Source organism: Bacillus clarus, from assembly GCF_000746925.1.
Classification (GTDB): domain Bacteria; phylum Bacillota; class Bacilli; order Bacillales; family Bacillaceae_G; genus Bacillus_A; species Bacillus_A clarus.
This window is the reverse complement of sequence record NZ_JMQC01000008.1, coordinates 2,422,501-2,441,483: the sequence shown is the minus strand read 5'-3', so window position 1 is coordinate 2,441,483 and position 18,983 is coordinate 2,422,501. Positions and strand designations below refer to the sequence as shown.

The 18,983-nt window shown below is 38.8% G+C and carries 18 protein-coding genes, 2 rRNA genes and 1 other annotated feature (1 of these 21 running past the window's edge); all 20 genes read right to left on the bottom strand.

The annotated features are described in order from the left end of the window. Window positions 1-118: 118 nt before the first annotated feature. Complete coding sequence (gene secE / locus DJ93_RS13440) at window positions 119-298, bottom strand: preprotein translocase subunit SecE (RefSeq protein ID WP_042981358.1); 180 nt, start codon at window positions 296-298, stop codon at window positions 119-121. Between the two features lie 32 nt (window positions 299-330). Then, window positions 331-477: a 50S ribosomal protein L33 gene (gene rpmG / locus DJ93_RS30515; RefSeq protein WP_012260172.1), complete on the bottom strand. Its 147-nt coding sequence runs from the start codon at window positions 475-477 to the stop codon at window positions 331-333. A gap of 282 nt (window positions 478-759) precedes the next feature. Continuing rightward, window positions 760-1,419, bottom strand: coding sequence for an RNA polymerase factor sigma-70 (locus tag DJ93_RS13435; RefSeq protein WP_042981357.1), 660 nt, complete (start codon window positions 1,417-1,419; stop codon window positions 760-762). A gap of 67 nt (window positions 1,420-1,486) precedes the next feature. After that, on the bottom strand, window positions 1,487-1,999 hold the full coding sequence (locus tag DJ93_RS13430) for an NYN domain-containing protein (RefSeq protein WP_042981356.1): 513 nt from the start codon (window positions 1,997-1,999) through the stop codon (window positions 1,487-1,489). A gap of 2 nt (window positions 2,000-2,001) precedes the next feature. Further along, entirely contained in the window at window positions 2,002-2,745 is a 744-nt protein-coding gene (gene rlmB, locus DJ93_RS13425) for a 23S rRNA (guanosine(2251)-2'-O)-methyltransferase RlmB (protein WP_042981355.1), read from the bottom strand. Continuing rightward, window positions 2,742-3,149: a Mini-ribonuclease 3 gene (locus DJ93_RS13420; RefSeq protein ID WP_042981354.1), complete on the bottom strand. Its 408-nt coding sequence runs from the start codon at window positions 3,147-3,149 to the stop codon at window positions 2,742-2,744. The genes rlmB and DJ93_RS13420 overlap by 4 nt, the downstream gene beginning before the upstream one ends. 2 nt (window positions 3,150-3,151) lie before the next feature. Further along, window positions 3,152-4,549 carry a cysteine--tRNA ligase gene (cysS, locus tag DJ93_RS13415; RefSeq protein WP_042981352.1) on the bottom strand — a complete coding sequence of 466 codons (1,398 nt, stop codon included), beginning with the start codon at window positions 4,547-4,549 and terminating at the stop codon, window positions 3,152-3,154. Next, window positions 4,530-5,195 carry a serine O-acetyltransferase gene (gene cysE / locus DJ93_RS13410; RefSeq protein ID WP_042981350.1) on the bottom strand — a complete coding sequence of 222 codons (666 nt, stop codon included), beginning with the start codon at window positions 5,193-5,195 and terminating at the stop codon, window positions 4,530-4,532. The genes cysS and cysE overlap by 20 nt, the downstream gene beginning before the upstream one ends. Before the next feature lie 148 nt (window positions 5,196-5,343). Beyond that, window positions 5,344-5,592 (bottom strand) — a binding site (T-box leader). A gap of 48 nt (window positions 5,593-5,640) precedes the next feature. Further along, window positions 5,641-7,098: a glutamate--tRNA ligase gene (gene gltX, locus DJ93_RS13405; protein WP_042981349.1), complete on the bottom strand. Its 1,458-nt coding sequence runs from the start codon at window positions 7,096-7,098 to the stop codon at window positions 5,641-5,643. Between the two features lie 89 nt (window positions 7,099-7,187). Next, window positions 7,188-7,664, bottom strand: coding sequence for a 2-C-methyl-D-erythritol 2,4-cyclodiphosphate synthase (gene ispF, locus DJ93_RS13400; RefSeq protein ID WP_000488394.1), 477 nt, complete (start codon window positions 7,662-7,664; stop codon window positions 7,188-7,190). A 113-nt stretch (window positions 7,665-7,777) separates the two neighbouring features. Beyond that, the gene (gene ispD / locus DJ93_RS13395) at window positions 7,778-8,458 is read right to left on the bottom strand and encodes a 2-C-methyl-D-erythritol 4-phosphate cytidylyltransferase (RefSeq protein WP_042981347.1); all 681 of its coding nucleotides are present in this window, start codon (window positions 8,456-8,458) and stop codon (window positions 7,778-7,780) included. A 16-nt stretch (window positions 8,459-8,474) separates the two neighbouring features. Then, window positions 8,475-9,590 (bottom strand): PIN/TRAM domain-containing protein, encoded by a 1,116-nt coding sequence (locus tag DJ93_RS13390; protein WP_042981346.1) that lies wholly within the window; start codon window positions 9,588-9,590, stop codon window positions 8,475-8,477. A gap of 160 nt (window positions 9,591-9,750) precedes the next feature. Next, window positions 9,751-10,824 (bottom strand): DNA integrity scanning diadenylate cyclase DisA, encoded by a 1,074-nt coding sequence (disA, locus tag DJ93_RS13385; protein WP_042981345.1) that lies wholly within the window; start codon window positions 10,822-10,824, stop codon window positions 9,751-9,753. A gap of 3 nt (window positions 10,825-10,827) precedes the next feature. Then, window positions 10,828-12,204 carry a DNA repair protein RadA gene (gene radA / locus DJ93_RS13380; protein ID WP_042981344.1) on the bottom strand — a complete coding sequence of 459 codons (1,377 nt, stop codon included), beginning with the start codon at window positions 12,202-12,204 and terminating at the stop codon, window positions 10,828-10,830. Between the two features lie 95 nt (window positions 12,205-12,299). Then, window positions 12,300-14,735, bottom strand: coding sequence for an ATP-dependent protease ATP-binding subunit ClpC (gene clpC, locus DJ93_RS13375; protein WP_042981343.1), 2,436 nt, complete (start codon window positions 14,733-14,735; stop codon window positions 12,300-12,302). A gap of 22 nt (window positions 14,736-14,757) precedes the next feature. After that, window positions 14,758-15,822 (bottom strand): protein-arginine kinase McsB, encoded by a 1,065-nt coding sequence (locus tag DJ93_RS13370; protein ID WP_042981342.1) that lies wholly within the window; start codon window positions 15,820-15,822, stop codon window positions 14,758-14,760. Window positions 15,823-15,826: 4 nt separating this feature from the next. After that, on the bottom strand, window positions 15,827-16,375 hold the full coding sequence (locus DJ93_RS13365; RefSeq protein WP_042981340.1) for a protein-arginine kinase activator protein McsA: 549 nt from the start codon (window positions 16,373-16,375) through the stop codon (window positions 15,827-15,829). A gap of 168 nt (window positions 16,376-16,543) precedes the next feature. Continuing rightward, the gene (ctsR, locus tag DJ93_RS13360) at window positions 16,544-17,005 is read right to left on the bottom strand and encodes a transcriptional regulator CtsR (protein WP_042981339.1); all 462 of its coding nucleotides are present in this window, start codon (window positions 17,003-17,005) and stop codon (window positions 16,544-16,546) included. A gap of 183 nt (window positions 17,006-17,188) precedes the next feature. Continuing rightward, window positions 17,189-17,304 (bottom strand): 5S ribosomal RNA (rrf, locus tag DJ93_RS13355). A gap of 50 nt (window positions 17,305-17,354) precedes the next feature. Next, window positions 17,355-18,983 (bottom strand): 23S ribosomal RNA (locus DJ93_RS13350) (it continues 1,292 nt past the right edge of the window).

The window sequence follows — 18,983 nt, the reverse complement described above, 5'->3', positions numbered from 1 at the left end:
GCGTCCTTCCCTCCCTGACGTACATTTTTTTGTGCAAATGAAAAAACCCGTTCACCGGGCTTTTACACAGTTCGTATAAATAACATTATATCATGGATAAGTGCTTCTTATTCAAGAATTAACCAAGAATTAACCGAATTAAAGAAGAAATGCCCATATCAACTACCGCGAAGAAAATCGCGAAGAATACAACTGTTGCAATAACAGTGGCTGTTGAACGGAGTAATTCGTCTTTCTTAGGCCAACTTACTTTTTTCATTTCGCGACTTACATCGCCAAAAAAGTTCGTTAAACGCATTTACGGGACCTCCAGTTTATTGTTTCAATTATTTATTTTGTTTCCTTATGAACTGTATGCTTATTGCATGTTTTACAAAACTTCTTTATCTCAAGTCGCTCTACTGAGCTCGTATCTTTCATCGTAGAGTAGTTTCGATTTTTACACTCTTCACATGAGAGTACAACTTTTTTCCTCATTTGTTACACCAACCTTGTAACATTATGTCCCTAAAAATGTATCATACAATAAAAGACAATGTCAATGACATGCCGTTTACTCTCCTTATAAAGTAAAACTTTAATCATTGGGGATTCTCCATTCCCCAATGATTATTAGCCCTCACCAATCGGGCTTTTACGAGTAATTGATCTTCCACCTAATCTCTTTGCTTTGTCTGAGTTTTGAGGTGAAAGTCTTACCGCCCGCAAATAGCCGGATAAAAAGAAAACAGGTGGATTATTTCACACCTGCGGTATCTACTATGAGTTTAAAGTTGTATTCTCTCTCATCTCCATATACCGTTCCAATTTTCTTTTCACACGTTGCAGGGCGTTATCAATCGATTTCACATGTCTGTTTAACTGTTCTGAAATCTCTTGGTAAGAACGACCATCTAAGTATAAAGAAAGCACTTTTCTTTCTAAATCGCTTAATAATTCTGATATTTTTGATTCTATGTCTGTATATTCTTCCTGACTAATAATCATTTCTTCAGGATCAGTTACCTTCGCCTCTGAAATAACATCTAATAGTGTTCGATCAGATTCCTCATCGTAAATCGGTTTATCTAAAGAAACATACGAATTTAACGGAATATGTTTTTGTCTTGTCGCCGTTTTAATAGCAGTAATAATTTGTCGAGTGATACACAGTTCAGCAAATGCTTTAAATGAAGAAAGCTTGTCCTCTTTATAGTCACGAATCGCTTTAAACAATCCAATCATACCTTCTTGAACAATATCTTCTCGATCGGCACCCACTAAGAAATAAGATCTTGATTTCGCACGAACAAAGTTCTTGTATTTGTGAATTAAATATTCTAGAGCATCAATATTACCTTTTCGAACTAACTCAACTATTGCCTCATCCTCTAAATCACGAAATGTAACGTCGCCTACACTTACGAAGCCTGCTTCCACCTTGATCCCTCCGACCGCTATTTATTTAGCAATATTATACAGTAACAGGGCGAAGAGCGTCAATGCTTCAACGCTCTCCTCTCCTTAATTTTTCTAACTTTTCTGTAATATCTTTACTAAATATTGCCCGCATAGCTGGTTGCTTTTCTTTTGCATCTTTCGTACGACGCCTCACTTGTTGCTCCATCGCCTGCACCTCTAATTCTAATTCACGTGCAGATTTTCGAAGCGCCCCTTGTGCGAAAATAACCCACTGCTCTGTATAATCAGAAGTCGCAACATAGACTTGTGTGTTTATGTTCCTAAGCTCAATCGCGAGTTGTTCTATCTTTTCATCCGCAGTTTGATTCTTTCTCGTGAAAATTACTTCCACACGCGATTGCTTCATCTTTTTTTCAATACCTTGAACCGTATAGGCATCAAATACAATCATTACTCTTGTACCTGTATAACCTTGATAGTCCGCCATCTTATCAATAAGTGCGTCTCTTGATGACTGTAAATCTACATCCCTCAATTTTTTCAAGTCTGTCCAAGCTCCGATAATGTTGTAACCGTCAACGATTAAAATATCGTTCATTTTTATTTACCGATTTGGTGACGTTTGCGATATACCTCATACATTAACAGACTTGCAGCTACTGAAGCATTTAAGGATGTAACTTTACCAACCATTGGTAAATTAATTAGAAAATCACACTTTTCACCGATAAGACGGCTCATACCTTTTCCTTCACTACCAATAACTAATCCAATTGGCATATTACCGTCTAAATTACGGTAGTCTGTTTTCCCTTTCGCATCTGTACCTGCAATCCAAAGACCACGTTCTTTTAAATCATCAATTGTACGTGATAAGTTTGTTACACGCGCAACAGGAACGTATTCAATTGCTCCAGTTGAAGCTTTTGCAACTGATGCTGTAAGCCCAACAGCCCTTCTCTTCGGAATGATAATACCATGAGCTCCTGTTGCATCTGCCGTACGCATAATAGATCCTAAATTATGCGGATCTTCGATTTCATCTAAAATTAAGAAGAAAGGATCTTCATTTCGCTCAGCTGCCGCTGCAAATAAGTCTTCTAGCTCTGCATATTGGTATGCAGCTACTTGGGCAATTACCCCTTGGTGATTCCCTTCAACAAGCTGATCCAACTTTTTCTTCGGTGCGTGTTGCAAAATAATTTTATTTTCCTTCGCTAACGCTAATACAATTTGTACCTGTCCTTTGGCAGCACCTTCTGCAATCCAAATTTTATTAATATCTCTTCCTGATCGTAACGCTTCAATTACAGGGTTACGTCCGATAATATATTCACTATTCATGATGATGCGCCCCCTTCCTTCGTTTCTAAAACATCAATTGCTTTATATACAATTTCTTCTAATCTTTCACTATTATTTAATAAATAATGATAACCAAGCAGCGCTTCGAAGGCTGTACTATGTCGGTATGTTTGTACATCCGTATTCTTTGGAACGGTACCCGAATTTGCATTACGCCCTCTTCTTAGCACCACCTCTTCTTCCTCTGTCAAAAATGCTGTTTCTAATAAATGGTAAACAACTTTCGCCTGTGCTTTCGCTGAAACAAAGCTCGTCCCTAAACGATGTAACTGATTAGGGCGAACGGTTCCTTTTTGAAGGAGGTGATAGCGGATATACTGTTCGTACACCGCATCACCCATATATGCTAACGCTAAGCTGTTTAATTGCTTTGCATCAATCATTCTTATCCTCTTTTCCATCTTGTACCTTGAGCGGTATCTTCTAAAATAATATTACGTTCTTTTAAATCATCACGAATTTGGTCGGATAATGCAAAATCACGGTTTTTACGAGCTTCAATACGTTTTTGGATAAGCACTTCAATCTCTTCATCAAGTAATTCTTCTTTTACTAATTCTAATCCTAAAATACTAAACAATGTTTCAAATTGCCTCATATACGCCGTAATTACCGCTGTTGAAGTATGCTCTTCTAATAAGTATTGGTTTGCATGATTTGCTACGTTGTATAGTTCAGTTATCGCATTCGCTGTATTGAAATCATCATTCATCGCTTCCTCAAATGCCGATTGGAATTTCTCTATTTCAGCTAACCATTTCTCATTATGATCCGTTAAATCACTACTACTTTCCATACGGTGCTTCAAGTTGCCATATGCTGTTTTAATTCTCTCCAATCCATTGTTTGTACTTTGTAATAACTCTTCGCTAAAGTTGATTGGATGTCGATAATGTACAGATAACATGAAGAACCTGATCAACTGCGGATCATATTGTTTAATAATATCGTGAACTAAAATAAAGTTCCCTAACGACTTAGACATCTTCTCATTGTTAATATTAATATATCCATTATGCATCCAATAGCGTGCAAATGTTTTTCCAGTTAACGCCTCAGATTGTGCAATTTCATTTTCATGGTGAGGAAACGCTAAATCTTGGCCACCAGCATGAATATCAATTGTGTCACCTAAATATTTGCGCGCCATTGCAGAGCATTCAATGTGCCAGCCCGGACGCCCATTTCCCCAAGGACTCTCCCAGAAAATTTCGCCTTCCTTAGCCGCTTTCCATAAAGCGAAGTCAAGTGGATCTTGTTTCTTTTCTCCCACTTCAATACGCGCACCGTGACGCAAATCCGCAATTGGTTGATGTGATAGTTTACCGTAGCCTTCAAACTCTTTTGTTTTATAGTAAACGTCACCCTCTGATTCATATGCATACCCTTTATTCACAAGCTCTTGGATGAATTCAATAATAATATCCATATTTTCCGTTACACGCGGATGAACTGTCGCATGTTTGCAACCTAATGCAGTTACATCTTCAAAGTAGGCTTCAACAAAACGGTCTGCAATTGTCGGAACATCTTCACCTAATTCATTCGCCGCTTTAATTAGTTTATCATCTACGTCAGTAAAGTTAGATACATACTGCACATCATATCCTTTGTATTCTAAATAACGACGTACTGTATCAAACACCATAGGTGGTCTCGCATTCCCAATATGAATGTAGTTATAAACTGTAGGTCCGCACACATACATCTTTACCTTATTTTCTTCTAATGGAACAAACTCTTCTTTTTGACGCGTTAACGTATTATAAATGTGAATAGTCATTTTTATCCTTCCTTTCTACTTTTACTTCAAGTTGCTTCTTCAATTTATCAAGCTCTGCTTCCATAACCTTTAATTTATCAAAAATCGGATCCGGAAGATCAGAATGATTTAATTCTTGGCCAATCTTTACTCCATTTTGAATAACGACACGGCCAGGTATACCTACAACTGTAGAATGCGCAGGAACTTCTTTTAACACGACAGATCCTGCTCCAATTTTAGAGTTCTCACCAACGGTAATAGACCCAAGTACTTTAGCACCTGTTGCAATTAATACATTATCTTGAATTGTCGGATGCCTTTTCCCCTTCTCTTTACCTGTACCACCAAGTGTAACCCCTTGATAAATCGTTACATTATCACCGATTTCACACGTCTCTCCAATAACAACTCCCATGCCATGGTCAATGAAAAAACGACGACCAATGGTTGCTCCTGGATGAATCTCAATACCAGTAAAGAAACGACTAGCTTGTGAAATAAAGCGTGCAATAAAGAAAAAATTCCTTTTATAAAAAGCATGTGCAATTCGGTGGGCCCAAACTGCATGTAATCCAGAATAAGTTAAAATGACTTCGAAATAACTTCGCGCCGCTGGATCCTGTTCAAAAACGACTTCAATATCTTCCCGAAGTCTCTTAAACATCGATGTTCCCTCCCCTTTATGGGCTGCTTTTTCGAGTGAACCGATTTCCCTAACTCCCCCACTTATCCCCTAAATTTTTATCCAAGCAGATAAAAATTTATACTCATACCCATTTACACGGTATAAAAAAAGACGCCTCTGTCATATTGACAGAGACGCCTTATAAGCGCGGTTCCACTCTGTTTAGGCTAAAAAAGCCTCAAACTCATCCATGATAACGGTTTACACCGCTTCTGTTTACTTTGCGCTCTAAGGCGTTTCACGAAGAAATACTTCGTTGTTCAACAGAAGACTCGAAGGGGCATTTCAAAAATCCGCTTATAAACCACTTCCAGCCTAAAGGTGGTTCTCTCTGTAAAAAGCCTGATCTTCTACTTCTTCTTCTCGTCGCTTTCTCTTATTAGGTTTTTAAGTATACTTATTATATTTCTAAATTCGGTAAATGTTAACCAATTACTTTTTGAATACGATTTAAAACTTTTTCTTTTCCAAGAAGTGCGATAGCATTAGGAAGTTCTGGACCATGTGTTTGCCCAGTAGTTGCAACACGGATCGGCATAAATAGATTCTTACCTTTATGTCCAGTTTCCTTTTGAACCGCTTTAATAGCCGCCTTAACTGCCGCTGGCTCCATTTCTTCTAGAGCTTCTAGTTGAGTTGCAAATGCACGAAGTACTTCAGGTACTTGTTCACCATTCAATACTTCTTTTCCTTCTTCTTCATAGTCTACATGATCTTTAAAGAACATTTCAGAAAGCTCTACAATTTCAGCTCCAAAGCTCATTTGGTCATGATATAAAGCAATTACATCACGAACCCAAACTTGTTCTTGCTCGCTTAAGTTTTCACCTACGCGACCAGCCTTCACTAAGTGCGGTAAACTTAGCTCAACAACCGCATCTAGATCTTGCTTCTTCATATATTGGTTGTTCATCCATTTTAGTTTTTGAGAATCGAATAATGCAGGTGATTTTGATAAACGAGCTGCATCAAACATTTCAATAAATTCGTCTTTAGAGAAGATTTCTTCCTCTCCTACTGGCGACCAACCTAGTAATGCGATAAAGTTAAAGATTGCTTCTGGAAGATATCCAAGCTCTTTATACTGCTCAATAAATTGAATAATAGATTCATCACGTTTACTTAGCTTTTTACGACTTTCATTTACAATTAGAGTCATATGACCGAACTGCGGGATATCCCAGCCGAAAGCTTCATAGATCATCATTTGTTTTGGCGTATTAGAAATATGGTCATCGCCGCGAAGAACGTGTGTAATCTCCATTAAATGATCATCTACTGCTACCGCAAAGTTATAAGTTGGAATTCCATCTTTTTTCACGATAACGAAATCACCGAAATCATTTGAGTGGAACGCAACTTCATCTTTTACAATATCTTTAAATGTGTAATCGCGATCAGTCGGTACACGGAAACGAATACTTGGAATACGACCTTCTACCTCGAATCCCTTGATTTGTTCTTCTGTTAAATCACGATGATTACCCGCATAACGAGGTGTTTCACCACGAGCGATTTGCCCTTCACGTTCTGCTTCTAGCTCTTCTTCTGTCATATAGCATTTATAAGCTAAGCCACGCTCTAATAAATCTTCATATAATTTTTTATAAATATCTAAACGTTCTGTTTGACGATATGGTCCAAATTCACCACAAACATCAACACCTTCATCCCAGTCCATACCAAGCCATTTTAAGTATTTTAATTGGCTTTCTTCTCCACCAGCAACATTACGTTTTACATCAGTATCTTCAATACGAATAATAAACTTGCCATCTTGATGACGAGCAAATAAATAATTAAATAATGCCGTACGCGCATTTCCGATATGTAAGTGTCCTGTTGGACTTGGCGCATAGCGCACTCTCACTTGCTTTTCCATAATTGGTACACCTTCCATTCTTAATGTCAACACATTCTATAATTGTACACCAAAAAAATGTGATTATCCATCTTACGAATTAAAAACCATTATTTTTTCTGCAATAATACAACTGCTTGAGAAGCAATCCCTTCTTCTCTACCTGTAAATCCTAATTTCTCTGTCGTTGTTGCCTTTACATTAATGTTGTCGATAGAAGTTTCTAGCAGCTCACTAATACGCTTACGCATACTCTCAATATGAGGTGCCATCTTTGGTTTCTGGGCAATAATCGTACAGTCAAGGTTCCCTAATTCATAACCTTGTTCACGTACAAATTCCCAAACCTTTTGTAATAACACCGCTGAATCCGCATCTTTAAAAGCAGGATCCGTGTCAGGAAAATGCTTTCCGATATCACCTGCTGCAATCGCTCCTAAACATGCATCAGCAATTGTATGTAAAAGTACATCTGCATCCGAGTGACCTATTAAACCCTTTTCATAAGGAATTGTAATCCCGCCGATAATTAACGGTCTACCCTCTGCAAATTCGTGTACATCAAAACCTTGTCCAATTCGAAACATTATTTCCATCCTCCTCAAACTACACTACTAAGCTTTATGACTCTATGTTATATCGCTATTACTATAAAGAAAAGCTCGGCAATGACCGAGCTTTTCTCACTATACTATTATTGCTACTTCTTCTGAACTTGCAGGAAACTTTCTGCAATTAATAAATCCTCCGGAGTCGTCACTTTAATATTATAGTAACTCCCCTCTACTACACCTACTTGCTTACCGATACGTTCTACAAGACTTGCATCATCCGTACCAAGGAAACAGCTTTGCTTTGCGCTTCTATGTGCTTCTAATAAAAGAGCAACTGAAAATCCTTGCGGTGTTTGAACAGCTTTAAGCTGCGAGCGTTCTACTGTTTCAATGACAACATTCTGCTCTACCTTCTTCACTGTGTCTTTCACCGGCACTGCACAAATGGAAGCACCATGTTTTTCCGCCATAGTTAATACTTCACGAGTCATTTTATTCGTTACAAACGGACGTGCTCCATCGTGCACAAGAACATAATCAACTTCTTTCACGTGTTGAAGCGCATTATATACGCTATCTTGTCTTTCAGCTCCGCCTTGAATAAATTGCACCTGTTTTTCAATAGGATATTTCTGCATTAACTCCTCAAAATAAGGACGTTCCTCTTCATTAATTGCCATAATAATACTCTTACACACTTCGTCTTTTTCAAAAGCGCGTAACGTATGCACAATGATGGGCACTTCATTTATAAGTAAAAATAATTTATTTTTACCAGCACCCATTCGCTTTCCTTGGCCCGCTGCCGGAATAATTAATGTATACATGCCACTAGCCCTCTACTTATAATGCTCTTTCTAATAATTTACGTTTTGCGAAAATCATCCGACCTGCCGATGTTTGCAATACACTTGTAACAAGTACATCGAGTTGCGAACCTACATACTCTCTGCCATCTTCTACTACAATCATCGTACCGTCATCTAAATAAGCAACACCTTGATTTTGCTCTTTACCATCTTTAACAACGTAAACACTTAGTTCTTCACCAGGGAGTACAACCGGCTTAATAGCATTTGCTAAATCATTAATGTTTAAAACCGTTACTCCTTGTAATTCAGAAACTTTATTTAAGTTAAAATCATTTGTTACAACAGTACCACCAGTGATTTTTGCCAGCTTTACAAGCTTGCTATCCACTTCTTGAATATCTTCGAAATCGCCCTCATAAATTTCTACCGGAATCGCCATTTCCTTTTGAATACGGTTTAAAATATCTAATCCTCTACGACCTCGGTTACGCTTTAACGCATCAGAAGAATCAGCAATATGTTGAAGCTCCTCTAATACAAATTGAGGAATTACAATTGTTCCTTCTAGAAACTTCGTTTGACAAATATCAGCAATACGCCCGTCAATAATTACACTCGTATCAAGAATCTTCCAATGTGCTAAAGATTCTTCTACTTCTCCCTCTACCTCTTCATTCTCGCTACTATTATTATTTTTTTTCTTACCACCGCGTTGTGGTAATGTAAATAATCCTAGCAATTCATTTCTCTTTTTAAACCCTACTTGGAATCCTAAATACCCAAGTAAAAGAGTGAAGAAAACTTGCAATACTGTACTAATGACTGGGATTGTAAATTCACGAATTGGTATCAATATTAAATACGCAACAATAAGACCGGAGATTAACCCTAGTGTACCAAATAGAACATCTGCTACAGGTGCTTTCACAAGAGCTTCTTCAATATGCTTAATAAGTTGAACAATATAATCTACAAGCCAAAATGTTGTTAAAAATAAAATAATTGCGCCAATAATCGCACGAACATACGATCCTTCAAGCCATGGAACGGCACCAATATCCAATACATTAATAACTTTTGGGATTAAGAAAATCCCTAACGCTCCTCCAATCACTAAAAAGAAGAGCTGTACGATCCGTTTTAACATCCAACCACCTCCTACTCATTATTAACCATTGTTTTGCTAATCAAAACGCCGAATGCAAAAGCGGACGTGTTTTTTTATAAATAGTTTTATTTACCAATATATCATATCATATACCAAAAATGTTCTAGTGTCGTTATATTATAGAATCAATGTAATATTCTTAATTGTGTCTACTCATATAGAGATGCTCTTGAATTCTTTTTAATCCTTCACGTATCTTCTTCGCTCGAACTTCTCCAATTCCTTCCACATCATCCAATTCATTGATAGTCGCTCGACAAACACCTTGCAATGTTTTAAAGCGATTAATTAAATTTTCAATAATAAGAGGTGGTACCCTAGAAATTTTACTTGTAATTCGATATCCTCTTGGTGTCACGCTCTCTTCTAAGCTCGTTTGCCCTGGATAGCCAAGCAGTTTAACTAAATCACTATCTTCAAGAAGCTGTGCATTTGCAAGTTCCTGCAGTTTTTTTAAAACTTGATAATGGTCTTGTGTTTTCTCTTGGTAATAATCTTTAATTAATAACGCTGCCTCTGCTTCTAAATCTGCCAATAATTCTGTAAGTTGCAAACGAATAAGTCTACCTTCTGTTCCTAATTCATGGATATAGCTTAATATTTCATTCTTAATACGAAGCACCATTTCAACGCTATGTAAAACATGAACTACTTCAGACATTGTAACTACCTCTTCAAACTCTAGAATACCCAAATTAGTAATACCATCATTCCATACGGCCTTATATTTTTCTAAAGTTTGAATAGCTTGATTTGCCTTCGTTAAAATAACACCTATATCCTTTAGTGTATAACGTAAGTTCCCTTGATATAGGGTAATTACGTTACGTCTTTGTGAAATAGCAACAACAAGGCTACCTGTCTGCTTTGCTACTCGCTCTGCCGTTCGGTGACGCATTCCGGTTTCAATAGAGTCAATAGATGACTCTGGAACCAATTGTGCATTAGCGATTAAAATCTTGCTTCCCGTTTCGTTTAAAATAAGTGCCCCATCCATTTTTGCTAACTCATATAAACTAGCGGGTGAAAACGCACAATTAATATGAAACCCTCCATCAACGATACTTTTAATCTGTTCATTATACCCAAGGACAATTAGACCTCCTGTTTGTGCACGAAGTACATTATCTATACCTTCGCGCAGTGGTGTCCCTGGGGCAACAAGCTGTAAAATATTAATCATACTTTTGACACGTTGCTTGTTTTCTTCCATAGCCTAGCCTCCTAATGTCAAACGAAGCGCTTCGCCTAAATTAGAAACACCCACTACTTCAATCCCATCAGGAATTGTCCATCCCCCTAAATTTTTCCTTGGGATAATAGCGCGCTGGAATCCTAATTTAGCCGCCTCTTGTACACGTTGTTCAATTCTTGATACCCTTCTTATTTCACCAGTTAACCCTACTTCTCCTATTACTGCATCAGTTGGCGCAGTTGACTTATCTCTAAAACTCGAAGCAATACTTAAAGCAACCGCTAAATCAATTGCCGGTTCATCTAATTTCAAACCGCCCGCAACCTTTAAATATGCATCTTGATTTTGTAATAATAAACCGGTTCTTTTTTCTAGCACTGCCATAATAAGTGACACGCGATTATGATCAATTCCTGTCGCCATTCTTCGAGGGTTTCCAAAGCTAGTAGGAGAGATTAATGCTTGTATTTCTACTAAAACAGGCCTTGTTCCTTCCATTGAGGCAACTACTGTAGATCCTGCAACACCAACAGGTCTCTCTTCGAGGAAAATTTCAGAAGGGTTTAATACTTCAGCCAGACCAAGCTCTTTCATTTCAAAGATACCCATTTCATTTGTAGAACCAAAACGGTTTTTTACAGCTCGTAAAATACGATATGTATGATGGCGATCTCCTTCAAAGTAAAGAACTGCATCTACCATATGTTCTAACATACGTGGTCCGGCAATTGCTCCCTCTTTCGTTACATGTCCTACGATAAAAATTGGAATCCCTTTTGTTTTTGCAAGTTTCATCAATTCTGCTGTACATTCACGTACTTGCGCCACACTTCCAGGAGCTGACGTCACTTCGGGTAAATGTATCGTTTGAATGGAGTCAATAACAACAAAAGCTGGATTCATTTCTTCAATATGTGCCGCAATTCGCTGCAAATCTGTTTCTGATACAACAAATAAATTACTTCCATTCACATGCAAGCGATCCGCACGAAGTTTAATTTGTTTTGCTGATTCTTCACCGGATATATATAGCACGTCATAAGAAGCATCTGCTAATTGTGATGAAATTTGTAACAGTAAGGTTGATTTCCCAATCCCAGGATCTCCCCCAATAAGTACAAGGGATCCATCAACAATTCCCCCACCAAGTACACGGTTAAACTCTTGAAATTTCGTTTCAATACGCGCCTCTGACTTTGTTTCTACTTCTGTAAGACGTCTTGGTTTTGTTACTTCTGTTTGAATTGCATTTGCATAGTTAAGGCGCCTCGATGATACAACTGGTTCCATCTCTTCAACAAGAGTATTCCATTGTCCACACCCTGGACATTTCCCCATATATTTTGGTGACTGATAACCACATTCTTGACATGTAAATTTTGTTTTCTTCTTAGCCATATTGTTTTATATTTCACTTCACTTTCATCTATAAACGTATATCTTTCTCGTACAAGAAAGAGGGCTATCGCGTAGCCCTCTTTGTTTGTCTATACTTATTTTACCTTTTCCACACTATGAATGACAAATGATTCTCCTTCTACATCAAAGATAACTTTTTGTCCTTTCTCAATAGCGCCTTTTAAAAGTTCTTCTGATAGTCTATCTTCTACATGCTTCTGAATGGCCCTACGAAGCGGACGAGCACCGTACTCACGATCAAATCCTTTATCAGCAATCGCTGAAATTGCCCCTTCTGTTAAGTGCAATTCAATTTCTTGTTCTTTTAAGCGATTCACTAACTGATTCACCATAAGTGTTACAATTTCTTGAATATGTTTTTTCTCAAGCATATGGAACACAATAATTTCATCAATGCGGTTTAAGAACTCTGGACGAAATGCTTTTTTCAATTCATCCATTACTTTACCTTTCATATCTGAATAATCGCGACTCTCATCTTGTACATTAAATCCAAGATGTTTATTACGTTTTAACGCCTCTGCACCAACGTTAGAAGTCATAATCACAATTGTATTACGGAAATCAACTGTACGTCCTTTAGAATCCGTTAACCGCCCATCTTCTAACACTTGTAGTAAAATGTTAAATACATCCGGGTGTGCTTTCTCTACTTCATCTAGTAGAACAACAGAGTATGGTTTACGACGAACTTTCTCTGTTAATTGTCCACCTTCTTCATATCCAACATACCCCGGAGGAGATCCCACTAAACGAGAAGTAGAATGCTTTTCCATGTACTCAGACATATCGATGCGGATCATTGCATCCTCATCACCGAACATAGATTCAGCTAACGCTCTTGCTAATTCTGTTTTACCTACACCAGTCGGTCCTAAGAAAATAAATGAACCAATTGGACGTTTCGGATCTTTTAAACCAGCTCGTGCACGGCGAACCGCTTTTGCCACAGCAACAACAGCTTCATCTTGCCCAATTACACGATCATGTAAAATAGATTCTAAGTTCAGCAATTTATCTGTTTCTGTTTGCGCAAGTTTAGAAACCGGAATACGCGTCCATGTTGAAACAACATTGGCAATATCTTCTACCGTTACTTCTGAGTTTTCTTTTCCCTGTTGTTCTTTCCATTGGCGTTTTGTATCTTCTAATTTCTCACGTAAACGTTGTTCCATATCACGTAAGGAAGCAGCTTTTTCAAATTCTTGACTTTGTACAGCTGCATCCTTTTCTTTTCTAATCTCCTCAAGCTTCACTTCAAGTTCTTTTAAGTTCGGCGGTGTTGTATAAGAACGTAAACGAACTTTTGATGCAGCTTCATCAACTAGGTCAATTGCTTTATCCGGTAAGAAACGATCTGTAATATAACGATCTGAAAGCTTTACAGCTGCATCGATTGCATCATCTGTAATAGATACACGGTGATGAGCCTCATAGCGGTCACGTAAACCTTTTAAAATTTGAATTGATTCTTCTAAGCTTGGTTCATCAACATGAATTGGTTGGAAACGTCTCTCTAACGCCGCATCTTTTTCAATATATTTACGATACTCATCTAAAGTTGTCGCCCCGATACATTGTAATTCACCACGAGCTAAAGATGGTTTTAAAATATTCGATGCATCAATTGCACCTTCCGCCCCTCCCGCACCAATTAACGTATGAAGCTCATCAATAAATAGAATGATATTTCCAGCTTGGCGAATCTCATCCATCACTTTCTTTAAACGATCTTCAAATTCACCACGATATTTTGTACCAGCGACAACTGTACCCATATCTAATGTCATGACACGCTTATCTCTTAAAGTTTCAGGGACTTCATTATTTACAATTTGCTGCGCTAGCCCTTCTGCAATTGCTGTTTTACCTACACCAGGCTCTCCAATTAATACTGGATTGTTTTTCGTTCTACGACTTAGTACTTCGATAACACGTTGAATCTCCTTACTACGCCCAATAACAGGATCTAGTCGACTTTCACGTGCAACAACCGTTAAGTCACGTGCTAAACTATCGAGTGTTGGTGTATTTGCATTTGTTGATGAGCCTCCTTGGTGACCTGAGGTAGCCTCATTGCTTCCGAGAAGTTGTAAAACTTGCTGTCTTGCCTTATTTAAACTCACGCCTAAGTTATTTAAAACACGAGCTGCAACACCTTCACCTTCACGGATTAAACCGAGTAAAATGTGCTCTGTTCCAACATAGGAATGACCTAATTTACGAGCTTCATCCATAGATAATTCAATTACTTTCTTAGCACGAGGTGTATAATGAACTGTTTGGGATGCTTCTGTTCCGCGCCCAATCAATGCCTCTACCTCTTTTTGAACTTTCTCTGGGCTTAATCCAAGAGCAATTAACGCTTTTGCCGCAATTCCTTCACCTTCGCGTACGAGCCCAAGTAAAATATGTTCTGTTCCAATATTATTATGCCCAATGCGAATTGCCTCTTCTTGAGATAAAGCTAATACTTTCTGTGCTCTTTCTGTAAATCTTCCAAACATCATAGAAATCGCCTCCTACTTGCGCTTAATTTTGTTCAATTCGTAATCGCTCACGGATTAATGTTGCTCTCCGATAATCTCTCTCCTCTGGTCCTAAAGGCCCTCCGGCATATTGTTGTAAAATGCCCGGCTGAGTAAGAACCATTAATTCGGTTAAAATATTGCTCGATATATCTTTTATATAACCTAAATCGATGCCAAGTCGTACATCTGACAAGCAAGTTGCTGCCTCTGCAGATTGAATTAGACGACTGTTAGCTAGTGTACCGTAAGAACGATATACTTTATCTTCAAGCTCAATACTTGAGTTTTGTACAATTAATTCTCTAGCAATTTTTTCTTGTTGTATAATTTGCTGAATGACGTTCTTTAAATCTGCTATAATACCTTCTTCTGATTTTCCTAATGTCATTTGATTGGAGACTTGAAATATATTACCTAACGCTTCGCTACCTTCACCATATATCCCTCTTACTACTAAGCCTAATTTTTGAATTACTTGTATTATACGGTTAATTCTTTTCGTTAAAACAAGCCCAGGCAAATGAATCATTACAGAAGCCCTTAATCCCGTCCCTACATTAGTAGGGCAACTTGTAATATAACCAAGGGATTCATCAAAAGCGTATTCAACCTCTTCTTCAATCAAATTATCTATTTGATTCGCACTTTGAAGCGCTTCTGATAGCTGTAGTCCTGAAAACAAACATTGTATTCTCACATGATCTTCCTCATTAAGCATGACACTTATATGTTCGGTTTCTGATAATAGACATGCCCCCGATTCTGTTCCCGCAAGATTAGGACTAATTAAATGTTTTTCTACTAAAACTCTCCTTTGAAGTGGGGTTAATTCATTCATCTTTAAAAGTCCGAATCTCCCGAAAGGATCTGCCTTTTTATTTACAAACTTCCTCTTAAATAATTCATTAATCTGCTTAGCTTCTTCATCTGTTTGCATAGTGGAGAATTGATATTTTTTTAAATTACGAGCCAAACGAATACGACTACTTAAAACAATATCAGAATTAGGACCATCACCCTTCATCCATGGACTAATCGCTTCATTCATAATACGGTCCAGTGACATAGAACTATTCCCCCTCTCTATGCTCACTAAGCTGATTTTCAAGACTTCGAATTTGGTCTCGAACTTGAGCTGCCTTTTCAAATTCTTCTTTCTGTACATAATGCTTCAGATTTAGTTTTAGTTCATCTAATTCTTTCTTTAGGTGGATATTTCCTCCTATACGCCCTGGAATTTTTCCACAATGCTCTGTATGACCACCATGCAGACGCTTTAAAAGCGGTTTTAGTTGTTCTTTAAATGCATCGTAACAAGAAGCGCATCCAAACCGACCTATCTTTGTAAATTGTTCATACGTCATCTTGCAAGATGGACATCTTAGTATATTTTTATTTGCAAAAAGATCTTCTTTATTTTCAAACATCGATGATTCACCATTTAATAATCCGGCCAGTAAATCATGAAAGGAAAAGCTAGATTGTGGTGATTGAAAGAAAGACGTATAGCCACTTTGTTCTGCACATTGCTCGCAAAGATGAACTTCCGCCTTTTTCTCATTTATTACTTTTGTATAATGTAAAGTTGCTGGTCTCATGTTACAGTTTTGACAAGTCATCTCTATCCCCACCTTTACAACAGGAACGATCTATCTCATGATACTTTTCATACATTACTAGATTGTTCTCTTCGATTAATCAGTTTGATAAAAATACATGCTGTCTGTAAAAAGTTCCACAATTATAAATTGCATTACCTTAAATAACATCTTTTACAAAAGTTATGTTTATTTATATTTCAGTGTTCTTAACATTGCGCATAATATTCGAGCCCTAAGTTCATCTCGAGAAGGTAAATCCATTAATAATACAGAACGATCCAATACACTTAACATAAGTTTAGCCTCACGACTTGTTATAATATCCTCTTCTATTAAACGTATAATGATACCCTCCGCATTTCCTTGCGCAATACTATGATCAATCATATGAAGCATTTGATCAATAATGTCTATATCGTCATGCAATTTGACTTTTATAATGCGAATGTAACCTCCTCCACCTCGTTTACTTTCTACTAGAAACCCTCTTTCTAACGTGAAACGAGTATTGATTACATAATTAATTTGAGACGGAACACAATCGAATCGATCTGCAATCTCATTTCTCTTAATTTCAATCACATTATTATTGCTTAAGTCAATAACTTGCTTTAGATATTGCTCAATGATATCAGATATATTTCTCATTTATCCGCCACCTTTATTGACTTTGACTATCTTTGACTTTAATTATATACGTATTAAAAAAATTTGCAACTCTTTTGCTTCTTCACTATCCTAGCCATATTTTTTAGTGTTTAATCATAAGGTTAATATAAATATAAAAGAAAATACAAAAAAACACGAGTCAAATGACTCGTGTTTTTAATTGCTTGGCGACGTCCTACTCTCACAGGGACAAGGTCCCAACTACCATCGGCGCTAGAGAGCTTAACTTCCGTGTTCGGTATGGGAACGGGTGTGACCTCTCTGCCATCATCACCAAACTAATGAAGGCATATTCCTTCAAAACTAGATAACATTTGCTACATATTATATGGTTAAGTCCTCGATCTATTAGTATTCGTCAGCTCCACATGTCACCATGCTTCCACCTCGAACCTATCAACCTGATCATCTTTCAGGGATCTTACTAGCTTACGCTATGGGAAATCTCATCTTGAGGGGGGCTTCATGCTTAGATGCTTTCAGCACTTATCCCTTCCGCACATAGCTACCCAGCTATGCCCTTGGCAGAACAACTGGTACACCAGCGGTGCGTCCATCCCGGTCCTCTCGTACTAAGGACAGCTCCTCTCAAATTTCCTACGCCCACGACGGATAGGGACCGAACCTGTCTCACGACGTTCTGAACCCAGCTCGCGTACCGCTTTAATGGGCGAACAGCCCAACCCTTGGGACCGACTACAGCCCCAGGATGCGATGAGCCGACATCGAGGTGCCAAACCTCCCCGTCGATGTGGACTCTTGGGGGAGATAAGCCTGTTATCCCCGGGGTAGCTTTTATCCGTTGAGCGATGGCCCTTCCATGCGGAACCACCGGATCACTAAGCCCGACTTTCGTCCCTGCTCGACTTGTAGGTCTCGCAGTCAAGCTCCCTTATGCCTTTGCACTCTACGAATGATTTCCAACCATTCTGAGGGAACCTTTGGGCGCCTCCGTTACACTTTAGGAGGCGACCGCCCCAGTCAAACTGCCCACCTGACACTGTCTCCCGGGTCGATAAGACCCGTAGGTTAGAATTTCAATACAGTCAGGGCGGTATCCCACCAGCGCCTCCACCGAAGCTAGCGCTCCGGTTTCAAAGGCTCCCGCCTATCCTGTACAAGCTGTACCAAAATTCAATATCAGGCTACAGTAAAGCTCCACGGGGTCTTTCCGTCCTGTCGCGGGTAACCTGCATCTTCACAGGTACTACAATTTCACCGAGTCTCTGGTTGAGACAGTGCCCAAATCGTTACACCTTTCGTGCGGGTCGGAACTCACCCGACAAGGAATTTCGCTACCTTAGGACCGTTATAGTTACGGCCGCCGTTTACTGGGGCTTCAGTTCAGAGCTTCGCTTACGCTAACCCCTCTCCTTAACCTTCCAGCACCGGGCAGGTGTCAGCCCCTATACTTCGCCTTACGGCTTCGCGGAGACCTGTGTTTTTGCTAAACAGTCGCTTGGGCCTATTCACTGCGGCTTTCCGTTAAGAAAGCACCCCTTCTCCCGAAGTTACGGGGTCATTTTGCCGAGTTCCTTAACCAGAGTTCTCTCGCACACCTTAGGATTCTCTCCTCGCCTACCTGTGTCGGTTTGCGGTACAGGCACCTTTTATCTCGCTAGAAGCTTTTCTTGGCAGCGGGGAATCAAAGACTTCGCTCCATAAGGAGCTTCCCCATCACAGCTCAGCCTTCGCGATAAGCGGATTTGCCTACTTATCAGCCTAACTGCTTGGACGTGCACAACCAATCGCACGCTTCTTCTATCCTTCTGCGTCCCTCCATTGCTCAAACGATAAAGAGGTGGTACAGGAATATCAACCTGTTGTCCATCGCCTACGCCTGTCGGCCTCGGCTTAGGTCCTGACTAACCCTGAGCGGACGAGCCTTCCTCAGGAAACCTTAGGCATTCGGTGGACGGGATTCTCACCCGTCTTTCGCTACTCATACCGGCATTCT